This window comes from Pseudarthrobacter sp. NIBRBAC000502770 (assembly GCF_006517815.1).
GTDB lineage: Bacteria > Actinomycetota > Actinomycetes > Actinomycetales > Micrococcaceae > Arthrobacter > Arthrobacter niigatensis.
On record NZ_CP041198.1, the window covers coordinates 4,151,753 to 4,172,358 of the forward strand.

Annotated in this window: 19 protein-coding genes; 13 read left to right on the forward strand and 6 right to left on the reverse strand. The window is 66.4% G+C overall.

What is annotated here, in order from left to right; all coding sequences use genetic code 11:
• Window positions 1-192: 192 nt before the first annotated feature.
• Window positions 193-1,401 carry an aspartate transaminase gene (locus tag NIBR502770_RS19770; protein ID WP_141183088.1) on the forward strand — a complete coding sequence of 403 codons (1,209 nt, stop codon included), beginning with the start codon at window positions 193-195 and terminating at the stop codon, window positions 1,399-1,401.
• Window positions 1,402-1,447: 46 nt separating this feature from the next.
• A complete protein-coding gene (locus tag NIBR502770_RS19775; protein WP_141183089.1) occupies window positions 1,448-2,143 on the forward strand; it encodes a 4-carboxy-4-hydroxy-2-oxoadipate aldolase/oxaloacetate decarboxylase in 696 nt (231 codons plus the stop codon).
• Between the two features lie 96 nt (window positions 2,144-2,239).
• On the opposite strand, the gene NIBR502770_RS19780 is transcribed toward NIBR502770_RS19775, so the two are convergent.
• Complete coding sequence (locus NIBR502770_RS19780; RefSeq protein ID WP_141183090.1) at window positions 2,240-2,482, reverse strand: hypothetical protein; 243 nt, start codon at window positions 2,480-2,482, stop codon at window positions 2,240-2,242.
• A 123-nt stretch (window positions 2,483-2,605) separates the two neighbouring features.
• Complete coding sequence (gene nac, locus NIBR502770_RS19785; protein WP_141183091.1) at window positions 2,606-3,568, reverse strand: nitrogen assimilation transcriptional regulator NAC; 963 nt, start codon at window positions 3,566-3,568, stop codon at window positions 2,606-2,608.
• Between the two features lie 392 nt (window positions 3,569-3,960).
• On the opposite strand from nac, the gene NIBR502770_RS19790 reads away from it, so the two are divergent.
• From NIBR502770_RS19790 to NIBR502770_RS19830, 9 genes are all read left to right on the forward strand, one after another.
• Window positions 3,961-4,746, forward strand: coding sequence for a LamB/YcsF family protein (locus NIBR502770_RS19790; RefSeq protein ID WP_141158462.1), 786 nt, complete (start codon window positions 3,961-3,963; stop codon window positions 4,744-4,746).
• 2 nt (window positions 4,747-4,748) lie between these two features.
• On the forward strand, window positions 4,749-5,480 hold the full coding sequence (locus tag NIBR502770_RS19795) for an allophanate hydrolase subunit 1 (RefSeq protein ID WP_141183092.1): 732 nt from the start codon (window positions 4,749-4,751) through the stop codon (window positions 5,478-5,480).
• Window positions 5,477-6,490, forward strand: coding sequence for a biotin-dependent carboxyltransferase family protein (locus NIBR502770_RS19800; protein WP_141183093.1), 1,014 nt, complete (start codon window positions 5,477-5,479; stop codon window positions 6,488-6,490). The genes NIBR502770_RS19795 and NIBR502770_RS19800 overlap by 4 nt, the downstream gene beginning before the upstream one ends.
• 134 nt (window positions 6,491-6,624) lie before the next feature.
• Window positions 6,625-7,386, forward strand: coding sequence for an SDR family oxidoreductase (locus NIBR502770_RS19805; RefSeq protein ID WP_141183094.1), 762 nt, complete (start codon window positions 6,625-6,627; stop codon window positions 7,384-7,386).
• A 43-nt stretch (window positions 7,387-7,429) separates the two neighbouring features.
• Window positions 7,430-8,383: a 2-hydroxyacid dehydrogenase gene (locus tag NIBR502770_RS19810; RefSeq protein ID WP_141183095.1), complete on the forward strand. Its 954-nt coding sequence runs from the start codon at window positions 7,430-7,432 to the stop codon at window positions 8,381-8,383.
• A gap of 64 nt (window positions 8,384-8,447) precedes the next feature.
• Window positions 8,448-9,218 (forward strand): SDR family oxidoreductase, encoded by a 771-nt coding sequence (locus NIBR502770_RS19815; protein WP_141158457.1) that lies wholly within the window; start codon window positions 8,448-8,450, stop codon window positions 9,216-9,218.
• Window positions 9,218-10,294 carry an L-idonate 5-dehydrogenase gene (locus tag NIBR502770_RS19820; RefSeq protein WP_141158456.1) on the forward strand — a complete coding sequence of 359 codons (1,077 nt, stop codon included), beginning with the start codon at window positions 9,218-9,220 and terminating at the stop codon, window positions 10,292-10,294. The genes NIBR502770_RS19815 and NIBR502770_RS19820 overlap by 1 nt, the downstream gene beginning before the upstream one ends.
• A 141-nt stretch (window positions 10,295-10,435) precedes the next feature.
• A complete protein-coding gene (locus tag NIBR502770_RS19825; RefSeq protein ID WP_141158455.1) occupies window positions 10,436-11,047 on the forward strand; it encodes a TetR/AcrR family transcriptional regulator in 612 nt (203 codons plus the stop codon).
• A 38-nt stretch (window positions 11,048-11,085) separates the two neighbouring features.
• Entirely contained in the window at window positions 11,086-12,123 is a 1,038-nt protein-coding gene (locus NIBR502770_RS19830) for a DMT family transporter (protein WP_210418972.1), read from the forward strand.
• Here NIBR502770_RS19830 and NIBR502770_RS19835 read toward each other — a convergent pair.
• The 3 genes from NIBR502770_RS19835 to NIBR502770_RS19845 all read right to left on the reverse strand — a co-directional run bounded on the left by NIBR502770_RS19835 (window position 12,034) and on the right by NIBR502770_RS19845 (window position 14,074).
• Window positions 12,034-12,330 (reverse strand): DUF3040 domain-containing protein, encoded by a 297-nt coding sequence (locus NIBR502770_RS19835; protein ID WP_246857335.1) that lies wholly within the window; start codon window positions 12,328-12,330, stop codon window positions 12,034-12,036. The genes NIBR502770_RS19830 and NIBR502770_RS19835 overlap by 90 nt on opposite strands.
• Window positions 12,331-12,425: 95 nt before the next feature.
• A complete protein-coding gene (locus NIBR502770_RS19840) occupies window positions 12,426-12,950 on the reverse strand; it encodes a DUF488 family protein (protein WP_141158454.1) in 525 nt (174 codons plus the stop codon).
• A 77-nt stretch (window positions 12,951-13,027) separates the two neighbouring features.
• Window positions 13,028-14,074 carry an aldo/keto reductase gene (locus tag NIBR502770_RS19845; RefSeq protein WP_141158453.1) on the reverse strand — a complete coding sequence of 349 codons (1,047 nt, stop codon included), beginning with the start codon at window positions 14,072-14,074 and terminating at the stop codon, window positions 13,028-13,030.
• 177 nt (window positions 14,075-14,251) lie between these two features.
• Here NIBR502770_RS19845 and NIBR502770_RS19850 point away from each other — a divergent pair, with 177 nt between their 5' ends.
• Window positions 14,252-14,986, forward strand: a complete 735-nt coding sequence (locus NIBR502770_RS19850) for a GAF and ANTAR domain-containing protein (protein ID WP_141183096.1) — start codon at window positions 14,252-14,254, stop codon at window positions 14,984-14,986.
• 171 nt (window positions 14,987-15,157) lie between these two features.
• Entirely contained in the window at window positions 15,158-17,380 is a 2,223-nt protein-coding gene (gene malQ / locus NIBR502770_RS19855) for a 4-alpha-glucanotransferase (RefSeq protein WP_210418892.1), read from the forward strand.
• A gap of 70 nt (window positions 17,381-17,450) precedes the next feature.
• Here the strand turns inward: malQ and NIBR502770_RS19860 are convergent, their stop codons facing one another.
• On the reverse strand, window positions 17,451-20,531 hold the full coding sequence (locus tag NIBR502770_RS19860) for an alpha-amylase family glycosyl hydrolase (RefSeq protein WP_246857336.1): 3,081 nt from the start codon (window positions 20,529-20,531) through the stop codon (window positions 17,451-17,453).
• Window positions 20,532-20,606 lie beyond the last annotated feature (75 nt).

Sequence of the window (20,606 nt, forward strand, 5' to 3'; positions counted from 1 at the left end):
CCTGCAGGCTACGCCTCAGGCAAGCCGGCAGGGCAATACCAAAAGTGCGTGGAGCAATAGGCGAAAGTTCTATGTGCTCCGTCATAAGGGCTGCTTATCTGTCCACGCACTTTAGGTCTTATCCAAGGGGCAGGCTCCTTCCCTAGGCTCGAATGAACCACCCTCATCCTTACCGGAAGCCTGGAAGACACCATGCCTGAATTCGTGCCCGCGTCACGCGTAACCCGTATCAAATCCTCACCCAGCGTTGCCGCGGCGGCCCGTGTCCGGGAGCTCAAGGCCGAGGGCCGCCGGATCCTGGACCTGACGGTCGGCGAGCCGGATTTCGACACGCCCCAGCACATCAAGGACGCTGCCGTCGCGGCCATCGACCGTGGTGAAACCAAGTACACATCGGTCACCGGGACGCCCGAACTGCAAAAAGCCATCCTGCAGACGCTGCACCGCAAAACCGGCCAGCAATACACCGCCGGCGAAATCACCATCGGGGGAGGCGGCAAGCAGGTCATCTTCACCGCGTTCATGGCCACTCTCGATCCGGGCGACGAGGTCGTCATTCCCGCGCCATACTGGGTCTCCTACCCGGACATGGTGCTCGCCAACGAAGGCACCCCCGTCATCGTTTCCTGTGGTGAGGACACCGGTTTCAAGCTAACCCCTGAGGCACTCGCAGGCGCACTGACGGAGCACACCAAATGGGTCATCCTCAACACGCCCTCCAATCCCACAGGAGCGGTGTACTCCCGCGAAGAACTGGCAGGCCTGGCCGCCGTCCTCATGGACCACCCTGCCGTCTATGTCCTCACCGATGAGATCTATGACGGGATTCATTTCGGCGAAGAGCCCATAACGGGTCTCGTGGCCGTTGCCCCTGGGCTCAAGGACCGTGTGCTGGTCACCAACGGGGTCTCCAAGGCCTACGCGATGACCGGATGGCGGCTGGGTTACGCCGGCGGACCGGCCCCCCTGGTGGCTGCCATCAACAAGCTGCAGTCCCAAATGTCCTCCTGCCCGTCCTCGATCAGCCAGGCAGCTGCCGCCGCGGCACTCACCGGAGACCAAGCATTCGTCCGCGAAAGTGTTGACGTGTACCGCGAGCGGCGTGACGCGGCAGTGTCCGGGCTGAACGCGGTCAACGGCCTGCAGTGCGCGACGCCGGAAGGCGCCTTTTACGCGTACGTCAACTGCGCCGGGGTCATCGGCAAGACGACGCCCGATGGCAGGCAGATCAGCAACGACGAGGACTTCACGCTGTACCTGCTGGAAGCGGCGTCTGTTGCCGTCATCCAGGGGTCGGCGTATGGACTAAGCCCCTACTTCCGGATTTCCTATGCCACCGGGCTGCCGGTGATCGAGGATGCCATCGCTGCCATCGAAAAGGCCGTCAGGGCGCTGGCCTGACCAAACCACCACGTTGCCCACGCGTTCTACAAAACAGGAGCACCTCATGATCCATGTCAAAACGAAATTCGACCGGCCTTCCGAAGATGCCGTTCAGCGACTTTCCAAGTTCTCCTCTGCCACAGTGCATGAAGCGCAGGGCCGCAAAGGTGCCCTGAATTCGAAGATCAAGCCGATTGACCGCAGCATGTCCTTCTGCGGCCCCGCCGTCACAGTGGTCTGTGCACCGCGGGACAACCTGATGCTTCAGGTGGCCATCCACTACGCCCGGAAGGGCGACGTTGTCCTGGTGGCAGCCGGTGAGTACGAGGAAGCCGGGACATTCGGCGACGTGCTGGGCAACGCCATGAAGGCGAAAGGCCTGGCCGGTATGGTCACGGATTCAGGGGTCCGCGACACCAAGGACCTGATTGAACTCGGATTGCCGGTGTTCTCCGGCAGTGTCTGCATCAAGGGGACCGTCAAGGAAACCATTGGCCCGATCAACCATCCCCTGGTGTTCGGCGACGAAATTGTCTACCCGGGCGATGTCCTGCTGGGTGATGCCGACGGTGTGGTGGTAGTCCGCAAGGATGAGATCGAGGAAGTCATCAAGCTGTCGCAGGCACGCGTGGACGCTGAGGACGACCTCATCCGCCGCTACAAGGAGGGTGGCACCACCATCGAGCTGTGCAAGCTGACTGAGGTCCTGAAGGCCAAGGGGCTGCTGGTGGAAGACGCCGAATTGGAGCCCGCGCTGTAGCTTCACGCCGATGGGGTTAAACCACAGAGGCCCGGCGTTCCTTCTGGAACTCCGGGCCTTCTCTTGGCCGCCGGCGGTGCGGTGGTTCAAGCCACCTCAGTTCATCCCGGGAAGAAGGTACGCAGGCGGCCCCACCTGGCAGTCGTCCAGGTACCACATGGTGGATCCCCGCTTGCCCGGCGGCATCATGCTGCCCTCGAAGACAAACACCGGATCCGAGGCAGCGCCGTCCTCGGCCCGCCAGAAACCATTGGTAGGGCAATGCGAACCGGTGCTGGCCTTAAGCTGGATCCTTCGTTCCGAGGATTTCCGGTATTGCAGGCTGGTGATCTTTTTCATGCTGGGCTCCAAGGGAATCATTTGTGCCGGGTAAACGCCGTTGGCGAACCTTTATGGCTTTTATCCTAGGACGCAGCAAAATCTATGGATAAGACTAATGGAGCGTGACCTGATAAGGCCCGCTTATGATGCATCCGCGCCAGCTGAGGGTGTTCCGCTGGAAAGCGGCTGGTATTTGCTGCGCAGCATTTCCTGGAGCATTTCCTTCAGTACCAGCAGAACGGCGGAACCGGCCTCGGAGAGCGGTTCGTGGTCCGGAGTGCACAGCGCGATCTTGCTCTGCAGTGCAGGTCCGGTGATCCGGAGGACCCGGAAGTCCTCCTCATGGAACAGGGCATCCGCGGCCGACTTGGGCAGGATGGTCGCACCCAGGTCGCTGCGCAGCAGCCTGGTCAGGGACGGCACGGATTCCACTTCCCCCACCAGGTGCAGCGTGAGGCCCCTGCTGTCGAAGCCCGCCTCCACCACCTGGCGCAGGGTGTGGATCCGTTCGGGCAGGAACAGGCCCAGCGTGGCCGCCGCTTCCAGGGCGATGGTGCCGGCCCCGGGGTCCACCGGAAGCTCCCGCGCGGCGTTGACCACCAAGTACAGGTCCTCGACGATGAGGGTGGTGAATTGCACACCCCGAATGGGCCCCGGTTCATAGATGAGGGCCATGTCCAGCCGCCCGTTCTTGATGGCCTCGCTGAGTACGCCGCCGTAAATCTCGGTCAGGTGCAGCACGATGTCGGGATAGCGCCGCCCTACTTCGCGGATAATCCGAGGGGTAAGGCTTGAGGCCATGCTGTAGGGGGCGATTGCTATGGAGACGCGCCCGGAAGGTGCCGCTCCTGAAGCTGCCACATCGATCCTTGCCTGCTCCACTTGGCGCAGGATGGTCTGGGCATGCCGGTAGAGGGTATGGCCCGCCGCAGTGGGCTCCACGCCCTGCTTGCTCCGGATCAGGAGCCGCTGCTTCAGGTCCGTTTCCAGCGCCGACACCTGCTGGCTCAGCGCCGGCTGGGCGACGTGGAGGGCGGCGGCCGCCTTCGTGATGCTTCCTGAGTCGACGATCTTCACGAAGTACGCCAGCTTCCGGGTGTCCATAGCGCTCCTCTTTTCCAGCCGGGGACGGCACAGCCTGCGGGGTCATACGTTGGCGCTATGGCGGGACAGGCAATACGTCTTTGTGTGATCCGAGTCTCGGGCATAGGTTAATTGCAGATGACTTTCCAATGACCAGAGCATTCTATCCCGACCTAAGCCATCGCCGGTTTTGATGCCGGCATATGTTTTGTGCATAAGCAGGGAAACAATTTATTGGAAAAGCCAGTCTTGTTGTCACGAAATAAGGGCCGTTTGCATTTTTTGGGTCACCAATAGCGCCTCTAAAGGTCATAACTGTTCCCTATAGCGTGATACCGCATTCGTCTTTGTGTGGCTCCAATCCCGATGCCACACTGATTTACACCCGCAGCACCAGCAGAGGAAGGCCCGCAATGCCCACAGTTGATCTCGTAGCGGATCTTGGTGAAGGTTTTGGCGCCTACTCGATCGGCGACGACAACGCCCTCCTGGACATCGTGTCCAGCGCCAACATCGCCTGCGGCTTCCACGCAGGGGACCCTGACATCATGGACGCCACCGTGGCTGAATGTGTCAGGACGGGAGTCGGCATCGGCGCCCATCCGAGCTTCCCGGATCTTCGCGGCTTCGGCCGCCGGGCCATGGACCTCACGGCTGACGAAGTCCGCAACGATGTCATCTACCAGCTGGGTGCCCTGTCGGCGTTTGCCGCCTACCACGGCGGTACCGTCTCCCACCTGGCTCCCCACGGCCGCCTGGGCAACCTGGTGGCCACCCGCGCGGACTACGCCCGAGCCGTAGCGGATGCCGCCGCCCGGGTGGACCCGAAACTGATCATCCTGGCGCAGGACGGTGAACTCGCCACTGCGGCGGCGGAGCGCGGCCTGCGGGTGGCCATCGTTGGCATCGCGGACCGCGCCTACCAGGATGACGGGACCCTGGTGCCGCGCAGCCGGCCCGGCGCCGTGATCCACGACCCCTCCGTCATTGTCCGGCGCACTGTGCGGATGGTGACCGAAGGACTCATCGAAACAGTCTCCGGCAGCGACATCGCCGTCCATGCCGACACGGTGCTGCTCCACGGCGACAATCCGGGCGCCGTCGAACTTGCCCGCCTGGTTCGCAGCGAACTGATCGCCGCGGGCGTCACCATTGCCCCGCTGGCGCAAGTGCTCGCCGCAAAGCAAAAGGTTTCCTGACCATGGCCGCCCCAACGACAACCAGCCGGACAATGCTGGACATCTACGAGTCGGGCGACGCCGCCCTGCGCGTGGTGGCACAGTCCGGTGACGCAGAAGCCAACTGGGCCACGGTCCACGCCCTGGCCGGCTGGCTGGCGACCGTCGGTGTCGAAGGCATCCACGGCGCCGTTCCCACCTACGACTCCGTCCTGGTCGAATACGACCCCTACCTCACCTCCGCCCGCCAGGTCAGGGCGTTCATCCTCCTGGGGATGCGCCAGCTGGACTTCGTGGGCACCACCCTGCGCGAGCCGCGCCGCTTCGAAGTACCCGTCGTCTACGGGGGCAGCTACGGGCCGGACCTGGAAAGCGTGGCAGACCACCAGGGCCTGGATGTCCAGGACGTGATCACCCGGCACACGGCCAAGACCTACGTCATCCGCTGCCTCGGAGCGCCGGCAGGCTCGCCCATGATGGACGGACCAGACTTCCCGGTCCCCGTCCCCCGGCTCAAGGACCCGCGGCTGTCCGTACCCGCCGGTGCAGTATCCGTGGCCGGACGCCAAGCCGTGATCGCGCCCGCCGTCGCACCAGGAGGCTGGTGCGTCATCGGCCAGACCCCCCTGACGGTCCTGGACGCAGCACGCGAACCCCTGGTGCCCTACGTCCCCGGCGATGAACTGCGCTTCTACCGCATTCCTCAGGAGGACTTCGGAAAGTACGAGGGGCAGTTCCTGGAGGCCCGGCCATGACCGGGTCACTCATCGTCCTTCAGCCCGGACACTCCGTCGTCACCGACCTTGGCCGGACGAAGGGTCCTGCATTCGGACTTCCCGTCAACGGCGCCCTGGACCAGTTTTCGGCCAAGGCCGCGAACATCCTGGCCGGCAACGGCGACAACGATCCGCTGCTGGAACTCACCGCCCTGGACTTCAGGATGCGCGCCACCACGGACCTGCTGATCGCCGTGACCGGCGCGCCGCTGGACCTCTCTGTGGGCGGCCGCGGCTGCCCCCAGTGGGAGCCCGTCTCCGTCCGGGCCGGCGAAACAGTGACGGTCCGCGGAATCCGCACCGGTCTCCGCGCCTACATCGCCGTCCGCGGATCCTTCACTGTCCCCACGCTGCTGGGCAGTTGCGCACCGGACACGGTGGTGGGCTTCGGACTGAAACTTGTTGAGGGCACCCGGCTTGCAACGCAAAAGACCACCGCACCCCTCACCCAGCCATACTTCGGCCTGCCCCTGTTCCGGCTGGGGCTGGCAAAGCCGGAATTCACCACCCACCCGGTCATCGACGTCACCGACGGGCCGGACGTAGCCGAATTCGGCGACACCGCAGGCCTGCTTTTCACCTCGCAGTACACCGTGAGCCCCCGAAGCAACCACATAGGACTCCGGCTCGGCGGCGCACTGCCCGAACGCCAGCTCACCTCCGAGGTCCTGTCCCGCGGTGTCCCGGTGGGGGCCATCGAGGTTCCGTCCCGGGACGAACTGCTGGTCCTGCACCGGGGACGCGGCGTTACCGCGGGCTATCCGGTCCTGGGAGTCGTTACGAGCCGCTCCCTGGATGTCCTGGCACAGTCCAGGCCTGGACACACCGTCACCTTCAGAAAGACAACCGTGGCTGAAGCAACAGCCATGCACCGCACTGCCTGCCTGGAGCTGGACAGACTCCGGAAGACGATCAACACAGTCTTCGGACTCCTCGGGGTCGGCGCCGGCGAGCGCTGGTACGAACTCAGCCCGGCGTCAGGAGCCTGAACGTCATGAATGCCCGTCCCACCGCCCAGGACCGCACCCACAAAGTGCTGCGCGATCCCTAACCCCCTGCCCACCACTGCGTCCAGCCCATTGCCGGACGCAAGAGCCTGTCCATTCCCACTTTGGAGTATCAAATGCCTTTTTCCGACTACACCACAGCCCTGGTCACCGGAGCCTCCACCGGCATGGGCGCCGCCATCGCCGAACGGCTTGCCAAGCGGGGCCTCACCGTCCACGCGGTGGCCCGCAACGAGGAACGCCTCGCCGAACTGGCCGACCGCACGGGAGCAGTCCCGCACGTGGTGGACCTGACAGACACTGCTGCGCTCGCCGCCGTCGTCCGCGACCTCAAGGTGGACGTCCTGGTGAACTGTGCCGGCGTGTCCCGGCCCGGCAACATCCTAGACTCCTCCGAACAGGACATCGACGAACTGGTGGACGTGAACCTCCGCGGGCTGCTGCAGCTCACCCGGCTGGTGCTGCCCGGAATGGTGGAGCGGGACCTGGGCCACGTGGTGAACATCAGCTCGATCGCGGGCGTGTACAACTTCTACGGCCACACCGTGTACCACGCCACCAAGGCCGCGGTGCACCAGATCTCGCGCCAGCTCCGCAACGACACCGTGGGCAAGCGCATCCGCGTCACCGAAATCTGCCCCGGCCGGGTGGAAACCGAAATCTTCGGCCGCAACATGGGTGGCAGCCCCGCAGCCATGGAAGAAGCCTGGAAGACGTTCTACGAAGGCTACGAGTCGCTCACTACCGACGACATTGTCAACGCCCTTGATTACGCCATTGAGACCCCGCGGCACGTGAATGTTGGCATGCTTGAGCTTATGCCCACGTTCCAGGTCCCGGGCGGCCTGACCTTCGACCGCCGCGAGCCCACCGCCTGACACCCGCCCCGTCCACCTACCACCAACCGATAGGTCCCCACCAATGCAGCACGTGCACACCGTCAGCTTTCCCGATTCCCAGCTCCTGGCCGACCTGTCGCCGCTTCCCGGCAGCCTGCGCGGGGTGGTCTGGGACATGAAGGAGGCACCCGGCGTGGACCTGGGCGGCATCGACGGCGTCATCCTGCCCTACCTCAACGCCGGGGCAGTGCTGGGCTCCCTGGGCAAGGTCCCGGACCTCAAGTTCGTGCAGACGCAGTCAACAGGGTACGACGGCGTCTGCGAGGCCGCCGGTCCGGGCGCCGCAGTGGCAAACGCCTCGGGCGTCCATGCAGCTGCCACCGCAGAGCTGGCCGTTGGCCTCATCCTCGCCAAGCTGCGCGGCATCGACCAGGCCGTCAGGGACCAGCAGGTTGAAAGCTGGAAGCCGCAGCGCCGCCAGTCCCTGGCCGACCGCAAGGTCCTGCTGCTGGGCATCGGCGGAATCGGCAAGGAACTGGCCCGCCGCCTGGCACCCTTCGAAGTCACCATCACCCGGGTGGGAAGCACGGCCCGCACGGACGCCGAAGGGCAGGTCCACGGCCCGGACGAACTGGTGGCCCTCGCCGCCAACCACGACATCCTGGTCTCCGTCCTGCCCCTGAACGGTAACACCCACCACCTGGTGGGCCGGGACGTCCTGGCCGCCCTGCCCGATGGTGCCTTGGTAGTGAACGTAGGCCGCGGCGCCGTCATCAGCACGGAGGCCCTGACCCGCGAAGTGGTCTCCGGCCGCCTCCAGTGCGCCATCGACGTCGTCGATCCCGAACCGCTTCCCGCCGGCCACCCGCTGTGGTCCGCCGGGAACGCCCTCATCACCCCGCATGTGGGCGGGAACGCCTCGGCCTTTGAGCCCCGGATCCTGAAACTCCTGAAACAGCAGCTTGAGGCCCTGGCGGCCGGGCAAACCCCGGCCAACCTGGTGCAGCAGGGACCCTTCGAGCAGGGCTCGGTCTAAACGGCTGCCGGGATTTAATGCATACGGCGGCACGACACAACAATGAAGAGGAAGTAACCAGGACATGACAGGGCTTTTTGATCTCACGGGGCGCGTAGCCCTGGTCACGGGTTCGAGCAGGGGCATCGGTTCGGCCCTTGCCAAGGCATTGGCCGACGCCGGTGCCACAGTAGTGCTCAACGGCGTAAACCCGGAGCGGCTCAAGGACGCCGAGACGGCCATGGCGGCAGGCTTCCCGCCCGGCCGGATCCACAGTGTGGCCTTCGACGTCACCGACGACGACGCCGCCGCCCGCAGCATCCGCTGGATCGAGGACAACGTGGGCCCGCTGGAAATCCTGGTGAACAACGCCGGCATCCAGCATCGGGTCCCCATGCTGGATCTTGATGTGGCGGACTGGGAACGCGTCCTCTCAACGGACCTCACCAGTGCCTTCCTGGTGGGCCGCGAGGCGGCCCGCCACATGATCGGCCGGGGCCGCGGAAAGATCATCAACATCTGCTCTGTGCAGACCGACCTGGCCCGCCCCACCATCGCCCCGTACATCGCGGCCAAGGGCGGGCTGCGGAACCTCACCCGGGCCATGACCGCCGAATGGGCGGCCTCCGGGCTGCAGATCAACGCCGTCGCACCCGGCTACATCCACACCGAGATGACCCAGAACCTGGTGGACGACGAGGAGTTCAACTCCTGGATCCTCGGCCGGACACCCGCCCACCGCTGGGGCACCGTGGAGGACCTCGCCGGTCCCGTGGTGTGGCTGGCCTCGGATGGCTCCAACTTCGTGAACGGACAGACCATTTTCATCGATGGCGGAATGACGGTGGTGGTCTGATGGCAACGCCCCTTGATATCGCATTGCCGGCCACGGGTCCTGCGCTGGTGGCCCACGCCGCCGGCGACCTGCGGATCGACGAGGTCCCGGTGCCCCAGCCCGCACCCGACGAAGCGGTGGTCGAGGTCCTCTACGGCGGCATCTGCGGCTCAGACCTGCACTACTGGCTGCACGGCGCGGCGGGGGAGTCCATCCTCAAAGCGCCTCTGGTCCTGGGCCACGAGATCTCCGGCACGGTGGTGCGCCAGGCCGCGGACGGCTCAGGGCCGCAGCCAGGAACCGCCGTCGCCGTCCACCCCGCAACGCCCGGTCCAGGCGCCGCCAGGTATCCCGCGGACCGTCCCAACCTCTCCCCGGGCTGCACGTACCTGGGCAGCGCCGCCCGCTACCCGCATAAGGACGGCGCCTTCAGCCGCTACGTCACGCTGCCCGTCCGGATGCTCCGCCCGCTCCCGGACAGCCTCAACCTGCGCACTGCAGCACTGATCGAACCCGCATCCGTCGCCTGGCATGCCGTGTCCAGGGCCGGGGACGTCCGCGGAAAAACCGCGCTGGTCATCGGCTCCGGCCCCATCGGCGCCCTCGCCGTCGCCGTCCTCAAGCGCGCGGGCGCAGCCCATATCACCGCCGTCGACCTCCATCCCAAACCGCTGGAAATCGCCAAGGCCGTGGGTGCGGACCAGGTGATCAACGCCGCGGACGCCGAAGCCATCGCCGCCGTGGAGGCCGACGTCGTGATCGAATCCTCCGGCAACCACCATGGGCTGGCCTCTGCCATCCGCGGCGCGGTGCGCGGGGGCACCGTGGTGATGGTGGGGCTGCTGCCCACCGGCATGCAGCCGGTGCCCATCTCCCTGGCGATCACCCGCGAACTGCAACTGCTCGGCTCGTTCCGTTTCAACGACGAGATTGATGACGTCATCGCGGCCCTCGCCGAGGGGTCCCTGCACATCGAGCCCGTCATCACGCACGAATTCCCGCTGGCCGATGCCCTCCGCGCCTTCGAGGTAGCCAAGGACTCCACCCGCTCCGGCAAAGTGCTCCTCTCCTTCGGCAACGCCGGGCAGGCCCAATAAGCGGGCAACTGCCACCCTTGGTCGTGGTGGGAGTCTCGGGTTGCGGCAAGTCCACCGCCGGCGAGCCGGCCGGGACAGGGGTTTCACGCTCGCACATTGGTAGGTAGACTGGTCTACCTACCAACGTGCGAGGAGTGAACCATGGCTGCAGCAGGCCTCCCAACCCAAGGCCTCCCGGCCCCGGCACGGCGCCCGGCCCGCGAGCTGCTGCTGGAAGCTGCCGCACGGCTTTTCTATGCCAACGGCGTCGCAGCCACCGGGATCGACACCATCACGGCCGAGGCCGGAGTGGCCAAAAAGAGCCTCTACAACAACTTCAGTTCCAAAGCGGAGTTGGTGGCCGCCTACCTGGAGGCCAGGCATGAGGAATGGCTGGGCCTGTACCGCCGGCGGCTGGAGACGGCGAAAACGCCGCGGGACCAGGCCCTGGCGGTCTTCGATGCCTACCTGGACCACGCCAACTTCGCCTACCGGCACGGCTTCCGGGGATGCGGCCTGCTCAACGCCGCCGCGGAACTCCCGGCCGGCGATCCCGGGAGGGAAGCTGTGCGCCGCCACAAGGAGGAGGTCCAGGAGCTCCTGGCCGCGCATGTGGCGGGGTTGTTGCCGGGACGGGAAGAGCTGGCCCCCGCCACCGCGGCGCACCTGGCTTTCCTGCTCGAGGGTGCCATGGCCAGGGCCGGGCTGGAAGGCGATGACGGTCCGCTGAAGGAAGCCAGGAGCATTGCCGGGCACCTGCTGGACGCCCTGTGAACGTCACGCACCACCCCAAAGCCCAACTCCGGGGAGCAATGTGCGTGGTGGCGGCCTCCGTCCTTTGGGGCACCACCGGGACCGCGGCCACCTTCGCCCCCGGCGTGAGCCCGCTCGCCATTGGCGCCGTGGCCATGGGATTGGGCGGCCTGCTGCAGGCACTCTTCGCCGCACGGCACATCGCGGCCCAGGCGGGCAGCCTGCTCGGCCGGTGGCGCCTTGCGACGCTCGGTGCCGTGGCCGTGGCCGTCTACCCCTTGGCCTTCTACAGCTCCATGCACCTCTCCGGCGTTGCAGTGGGAACGGTCGTCTCAATCGGTTCCGCCCCTGTGGCGGCAGCCCTGATTGAACGCTTCGCGGACAGGAAACGGCTGGGCCGGCAATGGATCCTTGGGGCACTGCTGGGAGTCGGCGGCGCTGCGCTGCTCTCCTTCGCCGGGCACACGCCGGCAGGGCCTGCCCCAGCAGCAGCCGCACCGGCTGCTGCGGAAGCAGCCGCGGATTGGAGTCCGACGGCGGGAATCCTCCTTGGCCTGCTGGCCGGCACAACCTACGCACTGTACTCCTGGACGGCGCACCGCCTGGCGGCCACCGGGGTCACGTCCAGGGCTGCGATGGGGAGCATTTTCGGGCTGGGCGGACTCCTGCTGATGCCCGTCCTTGCGGTGACGGGCGGCCCGCTGCTGGAGTCCTGGGGCAACGTCAGTGTGGGTGCCTACATGGCTGTGGTCCCCATGTTTGCCGGGTACCTCCTGTTCGGCTGGGGCTTGGCCCGGGTGGGGGCAAGCACCGCCACCGGCATCTCCCTGCTGGAAACCGCGGTGGCAGCCGTCCTGGCCGTGCTGGTGGTGGGCGAAAGGCTCCCGGCACCCGGGTGGCTTGGCGCCGCCGTCGTCCTGGCCAGCCTGTTCATCCTGGCGCCGCGCCCCCGCCCGGCAAAAGTTCCAGCGGGGCAGCCGCGTGCTGCAGGACCTCCGGCGGCAGAATCAACCGGTGTGCTGCCGCCGGGCGCTCCGGGCCAGTACCGTGGGCCCCAGCAGCAGGCATGCCCCCAGCCCCAGCAGCAAAATCCCTAGCACCACTGCCCCCGGCGCGGGGATCCCGGCCCCGGCGAGGATGAGCACCACGCCGATCAGGGCCGCCGCCATGCCCGGGAACAGGCCTGCAGGAAGACGACGTGCCGGATAGCCGGAGAGCAGTTCCATGGCCAGGTGGGGATCATCCACGATCAGCCCCATTTCCAGCTCCTTGAGCAGGCGTCGCTCCTCGTCGGACATTGGCATGGCAGGCCCCTGCTTCCCTGGGAGGCGGTTTCGGTATCAAACCGTAGGAGCCTTCTACCACTTAGTCAATAGTTTCAGCCGCCCCCGGGCTGCCCTCATGCCGGGACGTCGTAGCGCAGCTCATCGCCCACAACCCGGACTCCATGGGTGGGTACGTGGGGTACGGCCTTGCCGGGTGGCATGAGGTGTTTAACGGGCAGCCCGGCCAGCAGCACGCAATGATCGGCGATGAGGCGGCGGTGGCAGCGCCACCAGAGGGTTTCGCTGCACATGATCGCTGTCCGGGCCACCTGGGATCCGGCCGCCAGTTCTGCAGCTGCCGCCAGGAAGTCTTCACTGCGCATGTAGCCGGCATAGGCTCGGAAAGAGTCATTCCGGAGGGCCGTGTCCGGGGAGTCCGGGAGCAGTTTGCGGAAGCCGCCCAGCCGTTTCTCCCAGCGGTAGCCGATCCCCGCCTCCGGAAGCCACACCGACAGGCGGTCCTTTCCGAAATGCGGATACTTGCGGCTGCCCGGGCCTATCCGGACATCTACCAGGGACGTCACGCCGGCGGTCTGCAGCAGCGCTGTGAAGTCCTCCTGGGATCCAGTGCCGTGGCCGATCGTGAACAGCGTCTCCATCCCGGCCATCATAGGCAGGTGCGGCGCCGCCGTACCCGGCGCCGCCGCGTGGCGGGCGCCTGGCTCCGGGAAGCCGGCTAACGTCGTCGTAACTCCGCGAACTCGATGGATGGCACGATGGCGCCCGCGTCCCGCTCCACGAAGTTGGTACCCGGGGGCACCAGGTCGTCGATGGCGTCGAGTACCGTCTCGCCCAGCTGGACGTCGGCGGCGCGAAGGTACGCCTGGAGGTGTTCTTCGCTCCGCGGACCGATGATCACGCTGCTGATGGCGGGATGCGTCAGGGCAAACCCTACGGCCAGGTCCACCAGGGACAGCTCCAGCTTGTCTGCCAGGCGGGCCAGCGAATCCTTGGCCAGCAGCTTGCGCTCGCTGGTGGGCCCGGACATGTCGTACCGGCCGGGAAGCGTGTGCACCCGGGTGGCGGGCTGGCCGGATTCCAGGACGAAGCTGCCGGAAAGCCAGCCGCCTGCCAGGGGGCCGTACGCGAGGACACCCACGCCATACTGTTGGGCAATCGGCAGTACGTCGCGCTCGTTGCCGCGGACCAGCATGGAATACGGAACCTGGTTGCCCATCGGCGGGATCAGGTGGTTGGTGGTGGCCAGCCACTGTGCTTCCACCAGTTGGGCCGGCGTGAACACCGAGGTGCCGTAGTACAGGATCTTGCCCTGGCGGATCAGGTCGTTCAAGGTGGTGATGGTTTCCAGGACGTCGGTGTTGTAGTCAGGCCGGTGTGCCTGGTAGAGGTCGATCCGGTCTGTCTGCAGCCGGCGGAGGCTGCCTTCCACGGCCTGGGTGATCCAGCGCCGCGAGTTGCCGGAGTGGGCCGGGTTGGGGCTCATCTGGCCATGGAACTTGGTGGCCAGGAAGACGTCGTCCCTGCGTCCCCGGAGTGCCCGCCCCACCACCTGCTCCGATTCGCCCTGCGAGTAGACGTCGGCGGTATCAACCGCGGTGATGCCGGCGTCCAGCGCCGCATGGATGATCCGGATGCTTTCCTCCGCGCCGGTAGGGGCACCCTGGCCGTTGCCGGTCCCCTCGCCGAAGTTCATGGTCCCCAAAGTGAGGGGGCTGATGGGGGTTCCCGACCGCCCGAACACGCGCAGTTCACTCAGGCTCATCTCCGGTCTCCTCCATTCAGTGGCCATGCCCTGGATCGTCACGACGCTACACAGATTCGGCAGGCCGGCACAGATTTCCGTTTTAGTCCTTCTCTTTTCGTCGCACGGAGTAACCAGAGCAGCGGGGATGACGAATTGTGGCGCCCAAACAGCCGGAAACAGCGCTTATATTGAGGCATGGGCACCCTCAATAACGATGAACCGTTCGTCCAGTTGCACGACCTCATCATCGGCAGCAGCAACGTTGCTGACTTCCTGTCCGAACTCTCGGCTGTTGCCGCGTCAACGCTCAGCGATGCCGCAGGCGTCTTCATCGAATGCGGGGTTACGCTCCGCCGCCGCAAGCGCAGCGCCACCATTGCCGGCAGCAGTGAACGGGCAGCCGTGCTGGACAAACTGGAGCAGGTCCTCGGGGAGGGGCCGTGCATCGCATCCCTGGACGCCATGCAGCCAATGATCCTGTCCGACGTTGAGACCGATACCCGGTGGCCCGAATACCAGAAAGTGCTGGCTGACAACGGGTGCCGCAGCGTGCTGGGAGTTCCCCTGGCGCTGGACGCCGACCAGGCCGCCGCGCTGAACTTCTTTGCCGCGGAACCCGGCGTCTTTGCCCCCAACGTCCTCCGCACGGCGGAGGGGTTTGCCGACCTCGCCGGCAGGGCGTTGAGGCTGGCCCTGCGGATCGCCGACGCCCAAAACCTGGCGGATGACCTGAAGGCCGCCATGGCGAACCGCACCACGATCGACCTGGCGTGCGGGGTGATCATGGCGCAGAACCGGTGTACCCAGGATGAAGCCATGGCCCTGCTCACCAAGGCCTCCAGCCACCGGAACCAGAAGCTGCGGGACCTGGCCGCTGAAGTCCTTGGCCGGGTGAGCGACGGGCCGGTGACCACGCACTTCGATCCGTAGCCGGCCGGATCCGCCCTCAAGCTTTTCCCCGCCCCGCTGCATGCTGCGTGGCTTTCGCCCCTGCGCCGCCCTGCAATAATCTGAACCAACGGTTGTGCGCGGGGGTGTGAGCGCCCGGCACGACAGGCAGCACTGTAAGTTCCGGGACCATCACAGACGAGGCGGACACCCATGACGGAAGCAGACCAGCAGCACGCAGCACGGCCAACGATGCCCGAAGATCCTCCTGCCGCTGTCCCCGGGACGGTGGATCCGCACCTGCTGCAGCAGCTGGCCGACGCGCATGGCGTGGGTACGTCCTTCCAGGGCTGGGACGGCCTGCCGCACTCCGTCGCCGAGGGCACGCTGATCAAGGTACTTGCCGCGCTGGGGGTGGAGGCCCACACCAACCAGCACATCGAAGCCGCCCTCGCCGAGGTGGAACTGGCGCCCTGGCGGCGGATGCTGCCGGCCGCCGTCGTCATCAAGCAGGGCGAACCGGCCCAGGTTCCGGTCCACGTGCGGGACGGTGCCACCGCGAGCCTCACCATCACCCTTGAAGGGGGAACCGGATCGCGGGAGGCGCTCCAGCAGGACATCTGGATCCAGCCCCGGGAGGTGGACGGCGTTTCCACCGGGCGTGCCACGTTCTCCCTGCCCGAGGACCTGCCTTTGGGGTGGCACACCCTGCACGCGGAGTCGGAGGGTGCCGCGGCCACTGCCGCGCTGGTGGTCACGCCTGCCAGGCTGGACACGACCAAGCCCCTTGAGGACCGCCGCGGCTGGGGGCTGGCCACGCAGCTTTATTCGGTCCGGTCCAAGCGGTCATGGGGCATCGGCGACTTTGCGGATCTTGCGGACCTGGCGGCCGTCAGCGGCGCACGCGGGGCCGACTATGTGCTGGTCAACCCGCTGCACGCCGCGGAGCCCGTCCCGCCCGTCCAGCCCTCGCCCTACTCGCCGTCCACCCGCCGGTTCTTCAACCCCCTCTACATCCGGATCGAGGCTATCCCCGAGCTGGCATACCTCCGGCCACGGAAGCGCGCGGCCCTGGAAAAGCTGCACGAGGAGGTGGCCGGCCTGAACAGGGACGGCACCCGGCTGGACCGTGACGCCGTCTACGCGGCCAAGCTGCAGGCACTGGAGATGCTCTACCACACCCGGCGTTCGCCCTCCCGGCAGGCCGCCTTCGAGGAGTTTTGCCGCGTCTCCGGCCCCGGCCTGGACGATTTTGCGCTCTGGTCCGCCATCCGCGAAGACCTTGCTCCCGCCGATCCGTTGTGGACGGATCCGGAGTGCGCCATCGGAACACCGGCCGCGGAGGCATTGCGGGAGCAATTGGCGGACCGGATCGGGTTCCACCGCTGGCTGCAGTGGATCTGCGACGAGCAGCTGGAAAGCGCGCAGCAGGCGGCGCTCCGCTCCGGCATGCGGCTGGGCGTGGTGCACGACCTCGCAGTCGGCGTGGACCACAACAGTGCCGACGCGTGGACACTGGGCCGTGTACTGGCCCCAAACACCAGCGTGGGCGCGCCGCCGGACATGTACAACCAACAGGGCCAGGACTGGGGCCAGCCGCCGTGGCACCCGGCCCGCCTGGCCGAAGCCGGCTACGAACCGTTCCGCAACATGCTGTCCAACGTGCTGCGCCACGCCGGCGGCATCCGCGTGGACCACATCCTGGGCCTGTTCCGGCTGTGGTGGATCCCCATCGGAAATGCGCCGGGGGACGGTGCCTACGTCCGGTACGACCACGAGGCCCTGATCGGCATCCTGGCCCTTGAGGCGCACCGTGCCGGCGCCGTGGTGATCGGGGAGGACCTGGGCACCTTCGAGCCCTGGGTGCGTGACTACCTCGCGGACCGCGGCATCCTGGGCACGTCCATCCTATGGTTCGAGTACGACGGCGATTCGCCCCTTGCGCCGGAAAAGTACCGTACACAGGCGCTCGCCAGCGTAAATACCCATGATCTTCCGCCCACGGCCGGCTACCTTGCCGGCGACCATGTGGGCCTGCGGAGCCGTCTTGGCCTGCTCGAGCGGTCCGAAGAGGAAGAGCGGGCCGAGCACAACGCATCCCTGGAGAAAATGTTCGCCATGCTGCGTGAACGGGGCTACCTCTCCGAGGGGACTGCTGCCGGGGCCGGCCAGCAGTCCGCGGAGGAGCACACCATCGAGGCGCTGCACCTCCTGCTGGCCCAGTCGCCGTCGGTATTGCTGGGCGTGGCGTTGGTGGACGCGGTGGGGGAGCGGCGGCTCCAGAACCAGCCCGGTACCACGGAAGCCCTGTATCCCAACTGGCAGGTTCCGCTGGGCGGCCCGGACGGCAGGCCGGTTTACCTTGACGACCTTCCCGGCAACAAGCGGTTCAACGCGCTGCTCGCCGCGGTGGAGGGATCCCTGCACGGATCCTGAGCAGCTGGTCAGGGAACGATGGCCCCGCCACTTCCTCAAGCGGCGGGGCCATGGTGCTTTTTCCGCTGGCCTAGCCTGCGGTGATCACGTGGGTGACGTGGTCGTACCGGAAGGTGACCGGGCCGCCGTCGTGCTCAAACACGATGTTGGCCCCTGGCGTTGCGCCGCCGGCCCCGTAACTGGCGTCCCAGGACTTGTTGAGGGCCGCCTTGAACTCGTAGCTCCCTGCCGGCAGGTCCGGTACGGTGAGCTTCCAGACGAGGTCTGCCGGGTCCAGGGCCAGCTGGGCTTGCTGGCAGGCCGGCTCCCAGTCGGTGGCGCAGCCCAGCTCGCTGTCCATGCTTCCCGCCGCCGCCACGGCGGACGGCTGCTGTGAGGCGTAGACGGCGCTGAGCAGGTGCGTGCTGTTGTCGTAGCGGAAGGTGACTGGTCCGCCGGGATGGTCCAGCACGATGTTCTGGCCATTGAACTGGCCGTCGGCACCGTAGTTTTCGTCCCAGCCGCCGTTGAGCGCTGCCTTGTATTCGTACTTCCCGGCCGGCAGGTCGGCGGTCAGCCGCCAGATGCGGTCCGCCGGGTCCAGGACCATCTTTGCCTGCTGGCATGTGGGATCCCACTGCGCCGTACAGCCCATGGCCTGGTTCAGTGATCCGGCCACAGTGACCGAATCGGGTTGCGGGGCCTGGCCCACGGTGACGGTCCGGGTGCCGCTGGTGACGTTGAAGCCCGTGCCGGCCATGACGGCCCGGTATTGGACTTTCGTGCCGTCAGCCAGCGCGGAGACATCGTCGGTTGCCGAGTACACGGGCGACGACGAATCCGTGCCCACCGCCTTCCAGTTCCCGCCATTGACGCTGCGCTCGAAGGACACGACGTTGCTCGCCTTCTCGGGATCGGCGGTGGCGCTCAGCTCAACTTTGCCTTCCACGCTGGTGCCTTCGGCGGGCTTCTGCAGGGTCAGGACGGGCGCGGGGACGCTGGCTTGGCGGCTCTGGCTGGTGGCGGTGTGGCCGCCGTTGTCCAGCACAGTGGCGCGGTACTCCAGGGGAGTGCCGGCGTCCAGGGCCGCGACGTCGTGGAACACCTGGTACGGGGCGGTGTCATCCGTGCCGATCGGCTGCCATTGGCCGCCGGCCGTCCGTGCTTCGAAGGTGACCTCATTGAACGAAGAACCGTCGACGTCGGCCGTCACGTTGATGCGCCCGTTGTCGCCCGGGGCTGCGGCCGGCTGCTGGAGGGCGACGGCGGGCGCAGCCTTCGAGTGCGGGATCCGGCCTGCGGATTCGTAGACGACGGCGGAGAGCGGCGGCACGGTGACCGTCAGCTTGGCATCCTCCGAGGTTTTGGCCTCGTCGGGTCCTTCGCCGTAGATCCGCGTGTAGCTGCGCTTGGCGATGTAGGTGGGGATGGGGGCTGTCTGCGGCTGGGCGCTGTTGTTCAGCGCGACAACGTATTCGCGCTGGTCCTGGGCGTCCGTGCGGGAGAAGGCGTAGATACCGGGGCCATCCGAGGCGTAGCGGTGCTGGTGGGCGCCGTTCCGCAGTGCGGGGTGCTCCTTGGTCAGGGCAGCCAGCTCACGGATTTTGGCGTACAGCGGGTGGCTCGGGTTGAAGTTGTCCGTGGCGTGTGTGGCATCGGTGCCCAGCAGGTCGTCGTCAAGGTACTCCGGCACCTTGCTGGCGAAGAGCGTCTGGCGGGCGTCCTGGTCCCCGCCGGGGCCGGTGAAGCCCTGTTCATCGCCGTAGTAGACCACCGGGTTGCCGCGGGAGAAGTACATCAGCTCGTGGGCCAGTTCGTCGCGGGCAACCTTCTCGGCGTCGCTGGCTGCCGGGTTGTCCTGGCTGATGAAGCTGCCGATGCGGCCCATGTCATGGTTGCCCAGGAAAGTGGGGAGCTCGTAGACGTTTGAGTCGGCGTCGGTGTACCAGTCGTCTCCGGCGAAGAAGGTTTGCAGGGCCCCCGCGTCCTGGCTCTTGGATGCGAAGTTGCGGGCCGCGTCCTGGAAGGGGAAATCCAGGACTGCCTGCATCTTGTTGCGGGTGGTGAACTGCGAGGTGAAGCTCTTGCTTGTATCGAAGACCTCGCCGAACATGAAGAAATCGTCCTTGCCGTGCTCCTTGGCGTAGGTGAGGACATTGGGGCCGAATTCCTGCCAAAACTCGTTGTTCACATGCTTCATGGTGTCGATGCGGAAGCCGTCCACGCCGAAATCGCCGATCCAGGACTTGTAGATGTCCTCCATGCCGTGCACCACTTTGGGGTTTTCGGTGAACAGGTCATCGAGGCCGAAGAAGTCCCCGTACATGGAGTCCTCGCCGGTAAAGGTGGTGTCGCCACGGTTGTGGTACAGGGTGGGGTCGTTCAGCCAGGCCGGGACTTTGAGGTTTTCTTCGCCCGGTGCCAGGACGGGCCTGTAGGGGAACGAGGTGTTCGCGTCCAGTTGGGGGAAGGCACCGGTGCCGGCGTAATCGCGGTCGTCGAAGGGTTCGCCGGAAGCTGTTTTGTAGGGGACGGTGTCCTTGGACACGTAGCCCTTGCGGTCGCCTTCCTGGTAGCCGATGACGTCAGCGGTGTGGTTGGTGATGATGTCGAAGTACACCTTCATGCCGCGTGCATGGGCCTCGTTGATGAGGCCCTTCAGTTCGTCATTGGTTCCCAGGTGCGGATCGATCTGGGTGAAGTCGGTGACCCAGTAGCCGTGGTAGCCGGCAGACTTGTCCTCCGGCTGGACTGCCTTGTTCTTGAAGCTGGGGGTCAGCCAGATCGATGTGGTGCCCAGGCCCTGGATGTAGTCGATCTTATTGCGGAGGCCGGCCAGGTCGCCGCCGTTGTAGAAGCCCTTCTTCGTGGGATCGAAACCGGAGACCATGGGGTCGGGTCCCAGGCCGCCCTGGTCGTTTGCGGTGCTGCCGTTGCTGAAGCGGTCCGCCATGACGAAGTAGAAGTTTTCGTCGGTAACGGGACCGCGGAGCGAATGCAGGGCTCCTGCAGAGCCTTGGTTCTTGGTGCCGGGGTCCTTGGAACCCGGGCCGTTAGGGGCGGCATGGGCGGGGAGGACTGCAGCGGAGACGGCGACGGCGGCTGCAAGAAGACCGGCCGCGGAGCGGGATGCAACGCGTTTCCGGGTTGGCTTGGTTGTTGAGGGGTGCATTGTTCCGGCTGGACTGGCTGGCTGGTGGGCGCGTGGGGGAGCGCCGGTAGGGGTGCGGAATAGCAAGGGTGAGAC